This is a genomic window from Variovorax sp. 01T439_2, from assembly GCF_056398445.1.
Genome location: NZ_JBFTPJ010000074.1, coordinates 1 through 14908 on the forward strand (window position 1 = coordinate 1; position 14908 = coordinate 14908).

Here is a 14908-nt window from a genome sequence, read left to right on the forward strand (position 1 = left end):
GCCGACCACCGGGTGCACCAGTTGCTGCAGCTGCTCGAACTTCTCCTCGGCCTCTGCCTGCGTGCGGCCGACCACGGGGAAGATGCCGGGCATGATCTTCACGTCATCGGGGTGGCGGCCATGGCGCGGCAGCCGGCCCTTGATGTCGGCGTAGAAGGCCTTCGCCTCGTCGAAGGTCTGGTGCGCGACGAAGATCACTTCGGCCGTCCGCGCGGCCAGGTCGCGGCCCGCTTCGGAGGCGCCGGCCTGCACCACCACCGGCCGCCCCTGCGGCGAGCGCGCCACGTTGAGCGGGCCGCGCACCGAGAAGTGCGTGCCCTTGTGGCCCAGCACGTGCAGCTTGTGCTCGTCGAAGTAGCGGCCGCTTGGCTTGTCGCGCACGAAGCTGTCGTCCTCCCAGCTGTCCCACAGGCCCGTGACCACGTCGTGGAACTCGGCCGCGCGCTCGTAGCGCAGCGCGTGCTCGAAATGTTCGTCGCGGTTGAAGTTCTGCGCCTCGCCGGTGCCGCTGGAGGTCACGAGGTTCCAGCCCGAGCGCCCGCCGCTGATCTGGTCGAGCGAGGCAAACTTGCGCGCCACGTTGAAGGGCTCGTTGAAGCTCGTCGACACCGTGGCGATGAGCCCGATGCGCTCGGTCAGCGCCGCAATGGCGGCAAGCAGCGTGAGCGGCTCGAAGTGGTCGGCGCGCGCCGTGCGCGAGAGCGACGCCAGGTCGCTGTTGCGAACGCCGACCGAATCGGCCAGGAAGATGGCGTCGAACTTGGCCGCTTCCGCCTTCTGCGCCAGTTCGACGTAGTGGCGGAAGTTGCTCCCGGCATCGGCCTGCGCGCCCGGATGGCGCCAGGCCGCGATATGGTGGCCGGTCTGCATGAGGAAGGCGCCGAGCTTGAACTGGCGCGTGGATGAAGCCATGGGTCGAATGCCTTGGAAAAAGAGAGAAGGAGCGCGATCACCACGCCAGCTGCAGCCGCTGCGGCAGGCCGGTGCCGACAGTTTCGGGTGGCGGTGCGGCGGCCGGCGTGCGATCGGTATCGGCATCGAGGAAGTCGCTGAGCACGTCGTCGCGCAAGGCAATGAATGCCGGGTCGCTGCGGTTGCGCGGGTGCGGCAGATCGACCTCGACGGTGCGCCGGATGCGGCCGGGCGAGGGCTGCATCACCACCACACGATCGCCCAGGAAGACGGCTTCCTCGACATCGTGGGTCACCAGCAGCATGGTGATGCGCTCTTTCTGCCAGATGCGCTGAAGCTCGTTCTGCAGCCGCGAGCGTGTGAGTGCATCGAGCGCGCCGAAGGGCTCGTCGAGCAGCAGCACGCGCGGCCGGTTCACCAGGCCGCGCGCAATCGCCACGCGCTGCGCCATGCCGCCGGAGATCTGGTGCGGCCACGATTTTTCGAAGCCCTCGAGCCCGACCAGCGCGACATGCTCGGCCACCAGGTCGCGCTTTTCCTTGGCGCTGAAGGGTGCGTTGCGCAGGCCCACCGCGATGTTCTGCTCCACCGTGAGCCAGGGAAAGAGGCGGTGGTCCTGGAACACGATGCCGCGCTCGCGGCCGGGGCCCGAGATCGGTTCACCGTCGAGCAGGATCCGGCCCTCGTACTGCGCGTCCAAGCCGAGGATGAGCCGCAGCAGCGTGGACTTGCCGCAGCCGCTGGTGCCGACGATGCTCACGAAGCGGCCGGCCGGAATGTGCAGGTCGATGCCTTCGAGCACCTGCAGTTCGCCGCCGCTGGCCTGCGTGCTGGCATAGCGCTTGCCGAGGCCGCGGATGTCGAGTTCGTTGGAGGGGTTCGCAAGGAGGGAGGTCATGGAAGGTGAGTTCTTTCTGCGTGCGTGGTTCATGCGCGCCCGGTCCAGCGCGCCAGCCGGCGCTCCAGCGTGCGGGCCGAGGCGTTCATGAGCCAGCCGACGAGGCCGATCACGAACATGCCGAAGATGACCAGGTCCATCTGGAAATGCTCGCTGCCCTCGATCAACGTGTTGCCGATGCCGCGGCCGGCCACCAGCAGGTACTCGGCGCCGATGGTCGCAAGCCAGGAATAGATGAGCGCCAGGTAGACGCCCGTGAAGATCGAGGGCAGGGCGGCCGGCAGCACCACCTGCGTGACGGTCTGCCAGCGCGTGTAGCCATAGACGCGCGCCACCTCGAGCAGGCCGGCCGGCGCGGTGCGGATGCCGTCGCAGGTGTTGACCACCACCGGCACCAGCGCGGCCAGCGAGAGGAACACCACCTTGGCAACGTCGCCAAGGCCGAACCACACCGAGATCAGCGGAATCCACGCGAACAGCGAGATCTGCTTGAAGGTGTTGAAGCTCGGACCGGCGATGCGGTTGAAGAGCGCCGACAGCCCCAGCAGCGCGCCGAGCACGAGGCCCGACGCGGTGCCGATCGCAAAGCCCGTCGCTTCGCGCGCCAGGCTCGCGCCGAGCGCACGCCAGAGGCGTCCGCTTGCCACCTGGTCGATCGCGGTATCGAGCACCTTGGCCGGCGAGACCAGCAGCGCCGAGTTCACGACGTCGAGCGACGACAGCAGCCACCACAGCAAGACAGCCGCCACGGGCAGCACGAAGCCGCGCCAGCGGCTGCGCTGCTCAGGCTGCAGCGGTTGCACGGCAGCCAGTTCGGCGGCTTCCCGCGTGACGGTGTTCATGGCGCGGCTCCGCCCGGCTGGCGCCGGTGCATCGAGGTTTCGAGCCGATCGAGCAGGCGGTCGATGGCATAGCCGATCGCACCCACCACGATCACGGCCGCCATCACCAGGTCGAGCTGGAACAGCTGCCGGCCATAGACGATGAGGTAGCCCAGCCCTTCGCTCGACGCCACCAGTTCCACCACCACCAGCGAGAGCCAGGCCTTGGTGAAGCCCAGCCGCACGCCGGTGAAGAGCGTGGGCACGGCGTGCGGCAGCACGATTTCCAGCACCTGCTGGCGCCGCGTATAGCCATAGACCTGGCCGACTTCGCGCAGCGCGGACGGGGTCTGGCGGAAGCCCTGCAGCGTGTTGAGCGCCACCGGCACCAGTGCCGCCTTGGCGATGAGGATGTACTTCAGCGGCTCGCCAATGCCCACGATCAGCAGCACGAAAGGCAGCCAGGCCAGCACCGGGATCTGCACCAGCGCATTGAAGCTGGGCAGCACATAGGTCTCGAAGCTGCGCGACAGGCCCATGGCCGAGCCCAGCGCGAGGCCGAGCAGGGTGCCCACTGCAAAGCCGACACCCACGCGCGTGAAACTGGTGCTCACGTGTAGCCAGAGATCACCGCTCATGGCCAGGTCGCGCAATGTTTCCCACACGAACTGCGGCGGCGGCAGCACCTGCGGCGAGATCCAGCCCTGCTCGGCGCCCGTGAACCACAGCGCGAGCAGGGCGATGGGCAGCAGCCAGGGGAGCGTGCTGTCGCCGATGCGCCGCCAGGGCATCCGCGCCAGCAACGGCGCGATCGTTCGCGCCGCGGACGCGGGCGCGTCGTCGCGAGGCCGCAGGACGGCTGCCAATTCGACTTCGGCGCTCATCGGTTTTTCCCCCTCTCCCTCTGGGAGAGGGCTGGGGTGAGGGCCAGCGGCGCTTGCAGATGCGGTGCTCGTGCGAAGGCCGATGCCCTCACCCTAGCCCTCTCCCGCCAGCGGGAGAGGGGATAAGACAACGCCCTCATCGCGAAGCGACCGATGGACTCGCCTTCGGCTGTCCCTTGGCGTCGTAGGCCGTCCAGTAGTTCTCCAGCCCCTGCTTCTTCAGCGCGTTCTTCAGGTAGCGCGTGTCGAACCAATCGTCGACCGACACCTCGCGGCGGATCAGCTTGAGCTTGAGCGCGTCGGCCACCACGGCCTTGTAGCGCCCGATGATGAAGTCGTCGGCCAGCGGCGAGTTGCGCACCGCGAGCTGCTGCTGGTCGGACACCAGCGCGGCCTGCGCACTGCCGGTGTCGAGGTTCACGCCCTTGATGTCGCGCTCGGCCAGGCCGTTGGCTGCCAGCACGTTGATGGCCACGAGGTGGCCGTTGGTACCGCGGAAGATCGAGACCGTGCGGTCCTTCAGGTCCTTGATCGAGCGGATGTCCGACTTGGGCGGCGCCACCAGGTACAGGTTGTTGCGCGCGCCGCTCGCCAGCAGCAGCTTGGTCTTCAGGCCGTTGGAGCGCCCGACGATCGACGGCAGGTCGCCCTGGTAGGCGAAATCGATCTGCCTGTTCGACAGCGCCTCGTTCACCGCCGGTCCGGCACCCTTGAAGAACAGCCATTCGACCTTGATGCCCGTGGCCTTGAACTCCTCCTCCAGCCAGTTGTTGACGCGCGCAACGCCGCCGGGCGAACCGCCCCAGGTAACGGGATCGCCGCCGCCCGCGGTGGCCACGCCGATGCGGATGGTGTCGGGCGCCGCCTGCGCGGGCAGCGCGGCCACGRCCACCAGCGCAAGCGTGCCCAGTGGCGCGGCCCAACGGCGCAGGCGGGTGAACAGGGAGCGTGCCGCGCCGTTCACTTCGCGCCTTTCAGGCCGAGCTTGCGCCCGACCTCGGTGCCTTCGAAGAAGCGCGGATTGGCCTCGGTGTAGAAGCGGTGCGGGTTGTCGAAGACAAAGGCCTTGAAGTCCGCGGCCGAGATCACGCCTTGCTGCACCAGGTCCCAGGTTTCGGCCAGCGGCTCGGTGAACTCGGGCACGTCCCAGTGGCCCACGTCGGACGACCAGATCGCGTTGATCCTGGTGCCCAGCGGATTGACCTTGGTGTTGAACGCCGCGGCCACCGTGCGGTCGTCGGCCTCGGAGCCGAAGTAGAAGTTGTTCACCCAGCGGTCGCGGATGTCCTCCACCTTCTCGATGCCGGCGAGCGCGAAATCGTCGATCTCCGATTCGTTCGGCTCTCGGCTGTGCGGCAGCGCCGAGAGGCCGAGGCTGTCGCGCAGCAGCGTCGACTTGTCGATCGTACGGCCCTTGAGCAGGTCGCCGCCGTAGCGCTCGAACAGCGAGGCAAGCAGTTCGACGTCGGCCTCTGCGGGGTCGTAGTTGCGCACGGCGTTCCTGTTGCGCTTTTCCCAGCGGTCCACCAGGTGCGTGTAGACATGCGAGCCCCAGTCGGCACCGCCTTCGAGCAAGCCCACGCGCAGGCCGGGAAAGCGCCGCGTCACGCCGCCGAAGAACAGTGCCTTGGCAAAGGCTTGCGAGCCATCGGCAAAGTGGCCGATGTGGTTGTTCATGTAGTTGCTGATCGACTGCCGGCCGGTCCAACCCTGGCTGCCGTAGTGCGTGGTGACGGGCACGCCCAGTTCCACCACCTTGGCCCAGAAGGGGTCGTAGTCGTGCTCGCTGTCGATGCCGTAGAAGTCGATGTACCCGGTCTGCTTCGCAATCTCCGGGTGTTCCTTCGCCGGATATTTTTCGGCGATGGCGCGGATCGGCCGGCGCACCCCGCCTGCGATGTTGATCACCTTCAGGCCGAGCGTCTTGACCGCGAACTCCAGCTCTTCGATGCCTTCCTGCGGCGTGTGCAGCGGAATGCCCGCCACCGGCGTCAGGCGGTCGGCATACGGCCGGTACTGGTCGGCGTGGAAGTGGTTGATGGCGCGATGCAGCGGCTGGCGGTATTCGCTGCCGGCCGCGGCGGGCGAGAGCACGTCGTTGGGGAACAGGATCGAATAGTCCGAGCCCTGCTCGCCCAGGCGCTCGTAGAGCAGCGCGGGCAGCGTGTAGGTGGCCAGGTCGTAGGTGTTGCGCGTCACGCGGGCCCRCCAGGGCGCGCGCAGCGTGCGGTGGAACTGGCGCTCCTCGGCCGTCTGCTGGTACCAGTCCTTGCCGCCGCCATTGCGCGTGACGAAGCGTCCGCCCAGCGCCTTGCGCAGCGCGTCGACCAGCTTGCTGCCGCCGTACTGCGCCACGTAATCCTCGAGTACGGGCGCGTAGTCGTTGACGTGGACATCCGTGTCGATCACGGGATGGTCGAGGCCGGCCTTCACGGCGGCGGAGCGCGAGGCATGCACGCGGTTCAAACGATCGTTCATCTGCGGGTTCCTTGGAAGGGAAAGGAACGCCGCAGGCTACGCGCGGCTCACGCGCTTGCCAAAGAAGGCTTTCGGTATTGCTTAGCCGGTGCGTGCATAAGGAGCACAGCTCGGCGCGGATGTTGCGGGGCGGTACTTCGGTTTCGGGCGGCGCATCGAGGTACTCATGTTTCCACCGGAAGCTCCAGCGTGAACRCCGCGCCGGTGCCCGGCCCGTCGCTGTGGGCCGTGAGGGTTCCGCCCATTTCATGCGCGGCGATCACGGCGCTGTGCAGGCCGAATCCATGGCCGGTCTTTTTCGTGGTGAACCCGTGCACGAACACCTGGGACAGGGCCTGCGTCGCAATGCCCACGCCGTTGTCCGCCACGCAGATGCGCAGCCGCTGGCCCGCCACCAGCTCCACGCGCACCGTGAGCCGGGGCTCGCGGTCGGTCACGCCGTCCATGGCCTGCTCGGCGTTGCTGATCAGGTTCACCAGGATCTGCAAGATCCGCCCCTGGTCCAGCAGCAGTTCGGGAAGAGGCGCAATCTCTTTTTCCACCACCATCCGGCGCTGCGCCAGCGCCTCGGCGTTGATGCGCAATGCATCGTCCACCAGTTCGCGGACCTGCACCTTTTCCAGCAGCCTCGATGCGCCGGCGTAGGCCTGCTGCGCGGCAATGATCTCCTTGATGTGTTCCACGTTCTTGCCCAGTGCCGCCAGCTCCTTGATGGCGTCGTTCTGCTCTGCCACCAGCGCCGAGGCCAGCTGGCGCAGATAGCCCGGAAGCACCTTGCCCTTGGGGTCCGAAGCGAGGAACGCGCCCAGGTCGTCCGCGTGCTCTTCCATCAGCTGGACGGCCCGCGCAAGCCCCGGGGCCTTGGAGGCGCGAACGCGCGAAAGAATGAGCGCCGCGGACACGTTCACGCTGTTGAGCACATTGCCGACGTTGTGCAGCACGTTGGTGGCGATGCGGGCCATGCCGGCCAGGTGCGAGGCCTCGACCAGCTGCTTGTTCACCTCGGCAACCTGGCGCTCCGCCTCCTTCAGGTCGGAGATGTTCTTGGTGATGCCGAAGGTTCCGACGATCCGGCCCGCACGGTTTCGCAGGGGCATCTTCGTCGTCAAGGCCCAGGTGTCGGGCCGCCCGTCGATCCAGGTTTCCTTTTCGATCTTGCCGATCATCGGCACACCCGTGCGGATGATCTCCTGCTCGTCCTCGAACGCCGGACGCGCATGCTCTTCGGAAAAGACATCGAAGTCCGACTTTCCCACCAGCCCTTCGGGTGTGGCCATTCCAAACTCCAGCGCCTGCGCCGTGCTGGTCTTGATGAAGCGGGACTGCGCGTCCTTGAAGTAGATGTGGTCCGGAGAGTTGTCCAGCAGCGCGCGAAGCAGCTCGCGCTCGTTGGCCAGCATGGCGTCGTCCTCTTCCTGGTTGCGCGGGGCCGCGTCGAGCAAGACTCCCTGGCTGCCGATGGCCGTGCCGTCAGGCCCCCGCACCGCAGACTCGATCACCTGCCAGGAAGCCGCCTCGTCGGAGTCGATCTCCGCAGGCGTGCGGCCCAGGATGCGTTCTGCAGGCATGCCCTTGAGTTCGCAGAACCTGGCATTGACGAAGGTGAAGCGCCCCTCGGTGTCCTTGCGAAAAATGCCGACCGGCAACTGCTCGACGATCGGTACCGTGTCCTCCAGGAGGGTTGCGCTTGCAGGGGAGGCGGGTTGGCTTTGCATGGCGATGTGCTGCAGGTTCCCAAAAGTGCTTTATAGCCCCCTGCCGAGGGCAAGCACTGTTCGGCCAACGCACCCCATCAAACCGCGGCGGCTCCCACAGGATGCGCAGGCCCGTCGCAATACTCGATCAGCAGTTCGGTGAGGACCCGAATCTTCCGTGCGGGATGCTGGCCGGGCGGCCGGACGACATAGGCACCTGCCGGCGGTGGCGGATGACGCGTCATGACCGGCACCAGTGCCCCAGAGGCCACGTGTTCATGGGTGAGCCAATCGGGCAGGTAGGCGATGCCCAGTCCTGCCGTGGCAGCGGCGACCAGCGCCGTGCCGTTGTCGGCCTTGAAGCGCCCTTGCGGGCGAACCGTGATGGTCTTGTCGCCATCCGTGAGGTGCCAGGCTTCGGTTCCCTGCATGAGGGCCTCGTGGGCCAGGAGCTCCTCCGGTGTCTCGGGCGATCCATGCGCCTTGACATAGGCCGGACTCGCAACGAGCTTTCCATGCACCGGGCCGATGCGTCTTGCAATCAGGTTGGAGTCCGGGAGATAGCCGACCCGTATCGCACAGTCGTAGCCCTCCGCGATGAGATCGACGAAGCGGTCGCTGTAGCAGGTCTGGATGTGAAGCCCGGGGTGCCGTCGTGCCATCTCCGCAAGGATGGGCGCGAAGTGGGTCGGGCCCAGTGAAAACGGCGCAGCAACACGCAAGCGCCCGCGAAGGTCGCCAGCGGGCAGGATCGTTTCCCTGGCCACGTCGATCTCGGCGCAGACCCTGGCTGCATGGTCCCGGAACGTGGCCCCGGCTTCTGTGAGAGCAGCCCCGCGGGTGGATCGCGCGAGCAGCTGCACGCCAAGCTCCTCTTCAAGCCTGAAGAGGCGGCGGCTGACGATCGACTTGGACACCCCAAGCCGCAGCGCAGCAGACGAAACCCCGCCGGCATCGGCAACTTCCACGAAGGTCCGCAGCTCTTCGATGTCCAATTTGGTGTTCCTCATTGCGCGACACAGCTCGCCGCGAAATGGTACTACCGCATCAAAAAGAGGAACAACAGAATCCTGCTTCGGGGCAAGCAATGTCCCGCTCACAACCGAAACAAAGGATTCATCAATGACTTTTCGCAACGGCCTGGCTTCGCTTCTTCGCCCCGAAGACTCGGTACTCGTTCTCATCGACCACCAGCCCTACCAGCTCTCCAACCTGAACAGCCATGACCCGCAGGCCGTGGTGAACAACACGACCGCGCTGGCGAAGCTGGCAAAAGCCTTCAATGTTCCGACCATTCTCACCAGCGTGATCGCGGCGCGCGGTGGACTTCTCTTCAAGCAGGTCACCGACGTATTTCCAGACCAGGAAGTCATCGATCGCACCTGGGTGAACACCTGGCAGGACGAGAACGTGGTGAGCGTCGTCAAGGCGACTGGCCGCAAGCAGCTGATCATCGCCGGCCTGTGGACCGAGGTCTGCGTCGCAATGCCTGTCATCCAGGCCGCCGGCGAAGGCTGGGATGTGACCGTGATCACCGACGCGTCGGGCGGCATTTCGAAGGAGTCTCACGAAGTTGCCATCCAGCGCATGATCGCGGCCGGCGCGAACGTGATGACCGTGATGGCGCTCTGTGGCGAATGGCAACGCGATTGGGCGCGCACCGAGCACGTCGAGGAACTGACCGAGATTCTCATCCAGCACTTCGCCGGCAGCGGCGTCGCGTATCTTTGGGAGCAGCAGTTGCTCAATACGCCTGTGCCGCGCAAGGCAGGATGATCTGAGGGGGGCGCTCGCCGCCCCCATCACGCTCAGTAAGTCACCGTCACCCGCATCGAATTGCTCCCGTCCCCCTCTGCAGCAGCAGCACCGGCCGTTCGCGGCGCGGCGCGGGCCGTGATGGCAGCCATGGCGCCGATGGCGCTGCGCCAGGTGGGGTCGAGGGTGTCGAGGCCGTCGGCGGTGGTGCCGGCTACCGTGAAGCTCGTCTCGCCGATCTTGTCGAACTGGTACTCGCGGCCCTTGATGAGCACCGACTTCATGTTGGTCCAGACGCGGTATTCGTGCCCGCCATTGACCGGCGTGACCTGGAGCACCTTGAAGGTCGGCAGGACGATCATCGTCACGTTGAACCGCGCCGCGGCGCTGTGCGGGCCGTGCGTCGGCTCCGCGGAGCCGAGCCGCAGCGGCAACAGCAGCATCATGCCGACGGCGGCCGCCGTGCGGGCCGCACGCGGTGGAAGCGGCGGGCCGGCCGAACCCGCACGGGACAACATGTTTCCGGACATGGGACCTCCTCTCCTCGCAACCTCGGTGGAGGGCATCGCATCGATGCCCCAACTTGGGTTATCGGCAGAGTAGCCGGAAAATTAAGGCCGCCCGTGCTTTTTTTGGAAGGGCTTTCCCGCTGGCCTTGGCCGTTCAGTAGGTCACGGTGACCGTCACGGTGTCCAGGTAGCTGTCCGGCCGCACGTTGACGTTGCTGCCAAGGACGCGGCCGTACACGGTCAGCGCCTGGGCCGAGCCCGTGCCGGTGCCTGCGACGGTGTTGGAATTCGTGACGCTGCCCCAGGGGCTGGAGCGGGCGGCATCGCGGTAGAGCCGGTAGGGCACCGTGTCCGTGTTGGCCGGCACGCCGCCCGTCGGCGACATGATCCCGGCGCCGGTCGTCGAATTGTTGGAGGGCGACAGCGCCACGGTGTAGGCGGTGGGCGTGGTGCAGGTGACGTTGATCGTGCTGGTCTGGTCGGAATTGGCTGCGCCCGGCAGGCCGTCGATGGTGCCGAAGTTCAGCGGGTCGGCCGTGACCAGGCAGCTCTTCGAGACAGTCGCGCTGACCACGAAGGGAAAGTTGCCCGACGACGAGCCGTTGCACGTCGTCGGCGCGGCGGACGCGTTCGCCGTGAACGTGATCGAGGTGTGAATACCGCTGAAGTTGTCCTGGTAGAAGCCTGGAGGTGTGGTGCCCTGGAGGGCAACCAGATCCCCGCGCATGGTGGTGTTTCCCGGCGAGCTTCCCGGCGTGCCCTGCCTCTGGCGAGGAATGTTCAAATCGACGAAGAAGGGATTCGGCACCACCGCGTTGCCGTTCGAACCCCAGATAACGCTGCTCACCCCCTGATAAAGCTGAAACTTCAAGGTGTTTGTGCCGCTCTTCATGACGCGCGGATTGAAATTCGTCAGGCTTTCGGCGCCGTCGCCAATGTTGAAGCAGACCCTGACAAAAATGGAGGTGCTGCCGGTGTTGGTGCAGTTGTAGGCCAGCGTGGCGGTGGTGGTTGGCGCGCTCCCGTCGACCAGTTCGACCGTGCCGAAAGCCACGTTCGACATCGTCGCCGAGCAGCTGACCTGCGCCTGCGCGCTGCCCGCGCCCACCCACCACAGCAGCACACAAAACAGCGGCAAACGCAGCACCCGCAAAGTGCGGCTCAAAGAAAAGCTCATGGCGTCTTCCCCTCCCTGATGCAGCGCAGCGGCCCGATCTGCGGAATGCCTGCGCCTTCCTTGCGATAGTCGAAGCTCACGCGGCAGCGGCCGCCGCCCGGCGTCTGCACCTCGAGCGTGTTGCGCGCCTGCAGCGATTCCAGGTACACGGCGCCGTCAAAGCCCACCAGCGCCGGCTCGCCGGTGCTGCCGTTCACGCGCACCCGGCTGCCCAGCGGCAGCGGCTTGCCCGCCTCGTCCGCCAGCAGCAGCGCCGCCGCATTCACCGGCGTGATGCCAAAGCGCACCAAGGTGCCGGCGCGGTCGCTCGGCGTGGCCACCGTCTTCACGCGTTCGATGCGCACATCGGCCGGCAGCTGCATCGGGTCGATCGACAGCTGGTTGTTCTGGTAGGCGCGCAGCGGCGCCACCAGCAACATGCCGTGGCTGTCCGTGGTGCCGATGTCGCGGTTCTCCAGCCTTACCGGCACGCCCGCGATGCCGTCGGTGGAAACCACCGCAAAGGCATCGTCGATGCGCCGCGCCGCAAAGGGCTGGCCGCCCATGAACGCGATCGAGCCGGTGGCGCCCGCGTAGGCATAGCGGCTGTCGCCCAGCACGCTGATGCCGGCCATTGCGCGGCCGTAGCGGCCCAGGTAGTCGACCTCGGCCTGGCCGCCGTTCTGGCCGCCGCCCTGGCGCAGGCCCGCGCGCCAGCCGATGCCGCCTTCGCCCGGAATCGAGCTTTGCGCGTCGGCCGAGAAGGTGGTGCGGTCGCCGTCGCGCTGCACGCCGGTGCTGGCCGTGATCTTGCCGTCCAGCGCCCAGGTGAAGCCCACGTACAGGCTGCGTTCGCGCCGGTTGTCCAGGTTCTGGTTGAGGCTCACGTTCACCGAGGCGCTACGGCCAATCGCGCTGAACCAGTAGACGCTGGCCAGCCGCGTCGCCGCCTGCGCCGGATAGCGCAGGTACAGGTAGCTCAGGCCAAAGCTGCCAAAGCTCCCGGTGGTGTAGCCGACGGAAGCGCGACCCGATCCGCGTGGCGGCGCGCTGCCGTACAGCGACGCCACGTCGCGGTACTCGCCGTAGGTGCGCGTGCCCTCGACCGCAAAGTTGAAGTGGTTGTCGCGCCAGCTGTAGCCCAGGTTGACCAGCGAGCCTTGCTCCGAGCGGTAGCTGCTGTGCGCCACTGCGCCCGCCAGCACGCCGCTCTGGCCGAGCAGCCAGGCGCCGCCCACGCCGGCCTTGACCAATCCCTTGGTTGCTTCGCCGTGAGCTTCCACCGTGAAGCTGTTGTTCACGCCATAGCGCCAGGTGCCGCTGGCCGCCGGATCGCTGCCGTATTGGAACGAGCGCAGGCCGTAGTCCTTGCGCACCATGCCCAGGTCCACCGACCAGTCCGACAGGCCCGCCTCCAGCAGCCGCTGCGTGTCGTACAAGGAAAAGTCGAGCGTCGTCGCGCGCCCGAAGGCATCGGTCAACACCACCTGCGCATTGCCCGCGCCATTGATGCTGGGCACCGTCTTCAGCTGGAACGGCCCCGCCGGCACCTGGCCCGTGTACTGCCGCATGCCGTTGATGTACAGCTCCACCTGCGAAGGCAGCGCGGCCGCCCCCAGGAAGGCGGGCAGCGGGGTGGTGGTGCGATAGGGCTGCAGCGCAAAGTTGCGCGACAGCTGGACGCCGCCGATGCGGGTGGAGCGCGACCATGGCAGCGAGGCCGTGGTCGTGTCGCCCACGCGCAGCGTCAGCATGTCTTCAGGGAACGAGGTGCTCAGCGTGGTGTCCAGCCGCACCGAATCGTGCGTCCAGCCTTCRCTCGGGAGGCGGGTCGAGCGCGACATCATCGTGTTGCTGAGCACCGTGCTTCCGGTGAACGCGCGCAGCTCGGTCAGCGCGTTCAGGCTCGACGTATTGCCGCGGCCTTGCGTGCCGTACAGGTCGTAGTTGAGCAGCAGGCCGGGCGAAGCACTGGCCTTAGGCACGATGGTGGTCGACGTGTCCACCACCGTGGTAGGCAGGCGCAGCACCTCGGCCGAGGCATTGATTTCAACGCTCTGGGTTGCAGCGTCGTACTTGATCTGCAGCCCCGGAAGGCTCTTGAGCCGCACCGGGTCCGACACCCCCGCCGGCAGCACAAAGCCCAGTTGCCGCAGCGTGGCGGCACTGGCCCACAGCTCCTGGCCGCGCAGGCCAAAGTGCACCAGCCCCTGCGGGTTGCCGTTGAGGCTCAGGTCCAGATAAAGGTCGCTGCCGGTGGGGCCGGCCAGCTCGCCCTCCGCGGGCGCGACCAAAGATGCGCTCGAGCCGGCTGCGGCATTCTCAGCCTGGGCGGCAAAAGACATCAGGCCGGAAAGAAGCAGCAGTGGCAGCAGGCGCTCAGCGGGCGCGTGGGAGCGGCGGGATTTTTTCCTGCGTCGCGTTGCCATTGATCTTCGTTTCCAGGATGCCGCCGAGGGCAAAAGCCTCCGCGGAAGTCTTCAGTGGCCAGCGCATGCGCGCACCCGGCAAAACGTAGCCCAGCAGGCCGGCATGCACCGGCGTGCGGCGGCCCACCGTGTCGAGAAATTCCACATCGGCAAGCTGCGCATGCATGCCGCCGGTGTTGGCCACTTCGAGCACGGCCTGGCCTTCTTCGCGGCGCAGCGACCATGCGAGCTGCGGCTCGGACGATTGCGCGCCCGCCGCTGCAATGAAGATCGGAACCGAATAGCGCAGCACCAGCTGCAGGCCCTTCTTTTCCTTCATCTCCACCGGCAGCTCGTCAATCACCACCCGGTAAGAGCCTTCGACCGTGCCGGCCGGAACGCCCGTGCGAATCACGCGGATCAGCTGCCTGTCGGAGGCGGCCAGCTGCACCATCGGCGGACTGACCAGCAGTTCGCGCGAGGGCGTCAGCTTTTCGGTGCCGTTTTCCTGCGCCCAGTGATAGACGCGCACCTGCGCATGCACCACCGTGTCGCCCGTGTTGCTGAGCCAAAGGCCTTCCGCGTTTTGCGTGGCCTGCAGCGTCAGCGTGACCGGCGACACCTGCAGCCCGCTGGCCGATGCAACCGCCTGCACCAGGGCAAGCGCGAGAACAGCGGTGTGGCGAAGCAGGCGGCGCATGGGCGGCAATCGATCGATCAATCGATCAGTAGTTGACCTGGACCGTCACCGTGTCCGAGTAGGCGCCAGGCGTCACGTTGGCGCTGGCGACCGTGGCGTACACGGGAATCGTCTGTGCCGCGCCGGTGCCGGTGCCGGCCACGCCGTTGCCCACGGCGGTGGACGTTGCCGTGCTGCCCCAGACCGAGCCCGTAGCGCTCACCGAACGGAGCTGGTAGGCCACCGTGTCCGAACCGCTCGCGGGGCTCATCACGCCGGCGCCGGTGGTGTTGTTGTTCGAAGGCAGCAGGCCGATGTTGTAAGGCGTGGTCTTGGAGCAGGTCACGCTGATGTTGCTGGTGCCGCTCRGGCCCGTGGCCGACGAATCGACCGTGCCGAAGTCGATCTTCGAGCCGGCGCCTGCCACGACCGAGCAGGCCTTGGCGACAGTGATCAGGACCTGGAACGTGGCCGTGGCCGGGCTCGTGGCTGCCAAGACAGCGCTGGTGGTGACTGCAAGGGTGGCTGCAACGATGAGGGAGAGTTTTTTCATGGTGAACGCCGACTGGTTAAAAAAAGAGTTGTGAAGACGGGGTTGAGGACCACGGGGCTTGCTGTAGCAAAGTAACCTTATAGTTCTCAATGTGAGATTATTGGAACTTTAGTTTCAAAAAGTCAACAGACGCGCTCCAAGTCGTCGCGCGGTGTTGACAC

General features: G+C 66.6%; 14 protein-coding genes. 1 reads left to right on the forward strand and 13 read right to left on the reverse strand.

Annotated features, from left to right (window positions below):
- From AC1DOC_RS05755 to AC1DOC_RS05790, 8 genes are all read right to left on the reverse strand, one after another.
- On the reverse strand, positions 1–912 hold a 912-nt coding region (locus tag AC1DOC_RS05755), incomplete at its 3' end, for an NtaA/DmoA family FMN-dependent monooxygenase (RefSeq protein ID WP_478129518.1).
- Between the two features lie 37 nt (positions 913–949).
- Complete coding sequence (locus tag AC1DOC_RS05760; protein WP_027729407.1) at positions 950–1810, reverse strand: ABC transporter ATP-binding protein; 861 nt, start codon at positions 1808–1810, stop codon at positions 950–952.
- Positions 1811–1839: 29 nt separating this feature from the next.
- Positions 1840–2652, reverse strand: a complete 813-nt coding sequence (locus AC1DOC_RS05765) for an ABC transporter permease (protein WP_027729406.1) — start codon at positions 2650–2652, stop codon at positions 1840–1842.
- Positions 2649–3515, reverse strand: a complete 867-nt coding sequence (locus AC1DOC_RS05770; protein WP_062362034.1) for an ABC transporter permease — start codon at positions 3513–3515, stop codon at positions 2649–2651. The genes AC1DOC_RS05765 and AC1DOC_RS05770 overlap by 4 nt, the downstream gene beginning before the upstream one ends.
- A gap of 136 nt (positions 3516–3651) precedes the next feature.
- On the reverse strand, positions 3652–4479 hold the full coding sequence (locus tag AC1DOC_RS05775) for an ABC transporter substrate-binding protein (protein ID WP_478129519.1): 828 nt from the start codon (positions 4477–4479) through the stop codon (positions 3652–3654).
- A complete protein-coding gene (locus AC1DOC_RS05780; protein ID WP_478129520.1) occupies positions 4476–5993 on the reverse strand; it encodes an amidohydrolase family protein in 1518 nt (505 codons plus the stop codon). Before AC1DOC_RS05780 ends, AC1DOC_RS05775 begins: the two co-directional genes overlap by 4 nt.
- A gap of 164 nt (positions 5994–6157) precedes the next feature.
- The gene (locus AC1DOC_RS05785) at positions 6158–7708 is read right to left on the reverse strand and encodes a PAS domain-containing protein (protein WP_478129521.1); all 1551 of its coding nucleotides are present in this window, start codon (positions 7706–7708) and stop codon (positions 6158–6160) included.
- Positions 7709–7785: 77 nt separating this feature from the next.
- Positions 7786–8682 (reverse strand): LysR family transcriptional regulator, encoded by an 897-nt coding sequence (locus AC1DOC_RS05790; RefSeq protein ID WP_478079961.1) that lies wholly within the window; start codon positions 8680–8682, stop codon positions 7786–7788.
- Between the two features lie 127 nt (positions 8683–8809).
- Here AC1DOC_RS05790 and AC1DOC_RS05795 point away from each other — a divergent pair, with 127 nt between their 5' ends.
- The gene (locus AC1DOC_RS05795; protein ID WP_478079962.1) at positions 8810–9463 is read left to right on the forward strand and encodes a hydrolase; all 654 of its coding nucleotides are present in this window, start codon (positions 8810–8812) and stop codon (positions 9461–9463) included.
- A gap of 32 nt (positions 9464–9495) precedes the next feature.
- On the opposite strand, the gene AC1DOC_RS05800 is transcribed toward AC1DOC_RS05795, so the two are convergent.
- From AC1DOC_RS05800 to AC1DOC_RS05820, 5 genes are all read right to left on the reverse strand, one after another.
- On the reverse strand, positions 9496–9972 hold the full coding sequence (locus AC1DOC_RS05800) for a hypothetical protein (RefSeq protein ID WP_478079963.1): 477 nt from the start codon (positions 9970–9972) through the stop codon (positions 9496–9498).
- 133 nt (positions 9973–10105) lie between these two features.
- Positions 10106–11128 carry a Csu type fimbrial protein gene (locus AC1DOC_RS05805; protein ID WP_478079964.1) on the reverse strand — a complete coding sequence of 341 codons (1023 nt, stop codon included), beginning with the start codon at positions 11126–11128 and terminating at the stop codon, positions 10106–10108.
- The gene (locus AC1DOC_RS05810; RefSeq protein ID WP_478079965.1) at positions 11125–13401 is read right to left on the reverse strand and encodes a fimbria/pilus outer membrane usher protein; all 2277 of its coding nucleotides are present in this window, start codon (positions 13399–13401) and stop codon (positions 11125–11127) included. Before AC1DOC_RS05810 ends, AC1DOC_RS05805 begins: the two co-directional genes overlap by 4 nt.
- Positions 13402–13486: 85 nt before the next feature.
- Entirely contained in the window at positions 13487–14215 is a 729-nt protein-coding gene (locus tag AC1DOC_RS05815; RefSeq protein WP_436299828.1) for a fimbrial biogenesis chaperone, read from the reverse strand.
- Positions 14216–14240: 25 nt separating this feature from the next.
- Positions 14241–14747 carry a Csu type fimbrial protein gene (locus AC1DOC_RS05820; protein ID WP_478129522.1) on the reverse strand — a complete coding sequence of 169 codons (507 nt, stop codon included), beginning with the start codon at positions 14745–14747 and terminating at the stop codon, positions 14241–14243.
- Between the last annotated feature and the right edge of the window lie 161 nt (positions 14748–14908).

Bases quoted from the DNA above. Each gene is read 5' to 3' on its own strand.
- AC1DOC_RS05760 (WP_027729407.1), bottom strand. From the start codon at position 1,810: ATGACCTCCCTCCTTGCGAACCCCTCCAACGAACTCGACATCCGCGGC.
- AC1DOC_RS05765 (WP_027729406.1), bottom strand. From the start codon at position 2,652: ATGAACACCGTCACGCGGGAAGCCGCCGAACTGGCTGCCGTGCAACCG.
- AC1DOC_RS05770 (WP_062362034.1), bottom strand. From the start codon at position 3,515: ATGAGCGCCGAAGTCGAATTGGCAGCCGTCCTGCGGCCTCGCGACGAC.
- AC1DOC_RS05795 (WP_478079962.1), top strand. From the start codon at position 8,810: ATGACTTTTCGCAACGGCCTGGCTTCGCTTCTTCGCCCCGAAGACTCG.
- AC1DOC_RS05800 (WP_478079963.1), bottom strand. From the start codon at position 9,972: ATGTCCGGAAACATGTTGTCCCGTGCGGGTTCGGCCGGCCCGCCGCTT.
- AC1DOC_RS05805 (WP_478079964.1), bottom strand. From the start codon at position 11,128: ATGAGCTTTTCTTTGAGCCGCACTTTGCGGGTGCTGCGTTTGCCGCTG.
- AC1DOC_RS05815 (WP_436299828.1), bottom strand. From the start codon at position 14,215: ATGCGCCGCCTGCTTCGCCACACCGCTGTTCTCGCGCTTGCCCTGGTG.